This is a genomic window from Arthrobacter sp. 210 2 (assembly GCF_059093025.1).
Genome location: NZ_JBNHIE010000026.1, coordinates 1 through 2,736, shown reverse-complemented (window position 1 = coordinate 2,736; position 2,736 = coordinate 1). Strand labels below are relative to the sequence as shown.

Here is a 2,736-nt window from a genome sequence, read left to right as displayed (position 1 = left end):
GTGTCAACGGCAACTTAGAAATGACCGGTGGCGGCAGGTTGGTTTGCCCGTTGGCGGCAGGTGATTGACCGGTCGCGGCAAGTATTTTTGGACAGGGTCAGGCGCCCCGGGAGTGCCGGGTTTTCGGGGCGCCTGACCGGGTTTTGGGTTAGTTCATGGGACGGGTTCCTTTCCCGTTTTGGGCTTGCATAAGCCGGACGGACTCGCCGCTGGTTTGGCAGAGGTGGGCGTGGTGAAGGAGCCGGTCCACGGTCGCGGTGGCGATGGTTTTGGGCATGAGCTCATCGAATCCGGAGGGGTGGATGTTGGAGCTGATCGCCAGTGACCGTTTCTCGTAGGAGGCTTCCACGACCCGGTAGAAGCCTTCGGCGGCGTCGGCGGAGACCGGCAGAAGGCCGATATCGTCAATGCAAATCAAATCCACGTTGGTGGCGCGGGTGATGGCTTTGTTGACGCTGTCATCGATGCGGTGCCGGCGCACGAGGGCGCCGAGGTCTTCCATGCTGAGCCAGGACACGGACAAGCCCTGATCGATGGCCTGCTGGCCGAGTGCTTCCAGGAGCAGGGTTTTACCGGTGCCGGAGGGGCCGCAGGCGATCAGGTTCTCCCGCCGCCGCACCCATTCCAGGGTCCGCAAGAACGAAGTCGTTGCGGCCGGGAGGGTGGAGAGGGCTTCGTCCCAGACATCGAAGGTCTTCCCGGTGGGGAATCCGGCGCGTTTGCGGCGGGTGGCCAGCATCGAGGCGTTCCGGCCGGTGGCTTCGGCTTCCAGTAGGACGCGGACGACTTCGGTGGGGTCCCAGCGCTGGGCTTTCGCGGTGGCAAGGACGTCGGCGACGACCGCGCGGGCGTGTGGCATCCGGGTCGTGCGCATCAGTGCGATTACGTTCTGGACCGCTGTGTCGGCCAAGGGCGGTGTCATGGTGTCAGCGCTCATCGATGGCTCCTTCTAGATCGCCGTCAGCGGCGTGTTCGGTGGTCGGTGCGGTCGTGGGTGTGGTGCCGAAGTGTGCCCAGGCGCCGGTGCCCTGGCTCAGCCATTGGCCCTGGTCGGTGACGGTGTGGGTGGTGCTGGTTGTGTGGCTTGTTGCGTTGCCGGTGTTGACGATGGAGAGCAGATCTTCGTGGGTGAAGCGCTGATGCACCGCTGCCGCTCCCAGGCCCTTGTCGACCTCGTCGGCGCCCAGGACCTTCGCGAGGGTGACGGCGCGTTCCATTTTGTGCCGGATCTTTCCGGTGCCGGCGGCGGCGGCTTCCTTAAGCCAGAGCGCGGCGCCGGCGCCGAGGGCCAAGAACTCCTCCTCGGCCGTGTTCGTCGGGCGAATCACCCGTTCCAGGGCCCCGGCAGGCGCCGGCGGGAAGTGGGCGTCGATGATCGCGGGGGCGCCGGGGCTGGTGAGTTTGTGCCGGGCGACCTCGACCGGGCCGGAGTCCCCGACGTGAACGATGATCACCTCGGTCTCGGTGCCCCGCACCCAGACCATCTGACCCATCAGGGTGTGCGGGACGGAGTAGCGGGACTGCTGGAAGGTGATCATGGGCATGTTCGGCGGGACCTGCCGGGTATGGCCGAAACTCGCTGTCACCGGGGTCGCCGGGACCGGGTGCAACCGGGGCTGTTCGAGAACCCGGAGCATGTCCTTCGGGATCTCGAGCGTGGCCCGGTGCACCCTGGAATTCACCTCCTCCATGAACGCCTCACAGGCAGCCTCCAACTCGGTGAAGGACCGGTATTCGGGCAGCAGGTTGGTCTCTTTCGGGACGAGGTCGGCTTTGGCGATCTTGACCGCGTTCTCCACCCCGCCCTTCGAGGCAGGGTCCGCCGGCAGGCACGTCTGCAGCGCGGTGGAGTAATGCCTGGTGAACGCCACGATCTGGTGGTTGCGGACCGGTATCCCGGCGACGTGCTCGACCGTGACGGTCTTCTCGTTATCAGTCAATACGTAGGTCGGGACCCCGCCGATCAGGCGGAACGTCCTGTCGAGGGCGGCGAACACGCTCGGCATGGTCTTATCCCGCAACGCGATCACGATCCGGAACCGGGAGAACGCCAGCCAGGCCACGAACAGCACGGTCTTCACCCCGTCCACGACCGGCCCGTCGCCGTAGTCATACTGCAGCCACAGACCTGGCTCCGGCGTCCAGGGACGGTGCACCCGCACATTCCGGGCCCGGTATTTCGCCTTCAATTCCGCCAGCGTGGTCCTGGTCGTCCGCTCACACCCGGTGAACCCCAAAGCCACGAGTTTCTCATGCACCACGTCGCCGCGGATCTTCCCGCGGGACTGCTCGACCCAGGAGATCATCTGGGGCAGGAACGGGTCGGTCATCCGGCCACGCTGCCGGGCCACCGGCGCCTGCGCACCATCCTGGCGGGCCTTCACATAGGAGCGCACCGTGTTATGCGAGACGCCGCAGATCTTCGCGGCATCCCGGTACGACCGGGTCAAATCGTAAGCAGCTAAAATTTCCATGAACTCTCCTGGAGACTTCACAACGAGCCCCTTCCTTCCCACAACGGGTGAAATACAGACGATTGGCATCGCCATTTCACCGCGGAAGGAAGGGGCTCTCCCCGTAACGACACGAGGGATGGACAAGAGGAATCCCGGCGCGCGAGACCACCAAAAATGGCCTACTGCTGTCCAAAAATGCTTGCCGCCAATGGTCAAAACCACTGCCGCGAACGGTCAATCAGTTTTGCCGTCTCCGGTCAGTTTAAAGTTGCCGCTTACA

The 2,736-nt window shown here is 64.6% G+C and carries 2 protein-coding genes; both read right to left on the bottom strand.

Going from position 1 to position 2,736, the window contains the following annotated elements:
• Positions 1 to 148 precede the first annotated feature (148 nt).
• Positions 149 to 937 (bottom strand): ATP-binding protein, encoded by a 789-nt coding sequence (locus AC5RWA_RS21580; RefSeq protein WP_494059012.1) that lies wholly within the window; start codon positions 935 to 937, stop codon positions 149 to 151.
• Positions 927 to 2,495, bottom strand: a complete 1,569-nt coding sequence (gene istA / locus AC5RWA_RS21575) for an IS21 family transposase (protein WP_494059011.1) — start codon at positions 2,493 to 2,495, stop codon at positions 927 to 929. Before istA ends, AC5RWA_RS21580 begins: the two co-directional genes overlap by 11 nt.
• Positions 2,496 to 2,736: the final 241 nt, after the last annotated feature.

Coding starts and splice junctions, on each gene's coding strand:
- AC5RWA_RS21580 (WP_494059012.1), bottom strand. CDS start 937: ATGAGCGCTGACACCATGACACCGCCCTTGGCCGACACAGCGGTCCAG.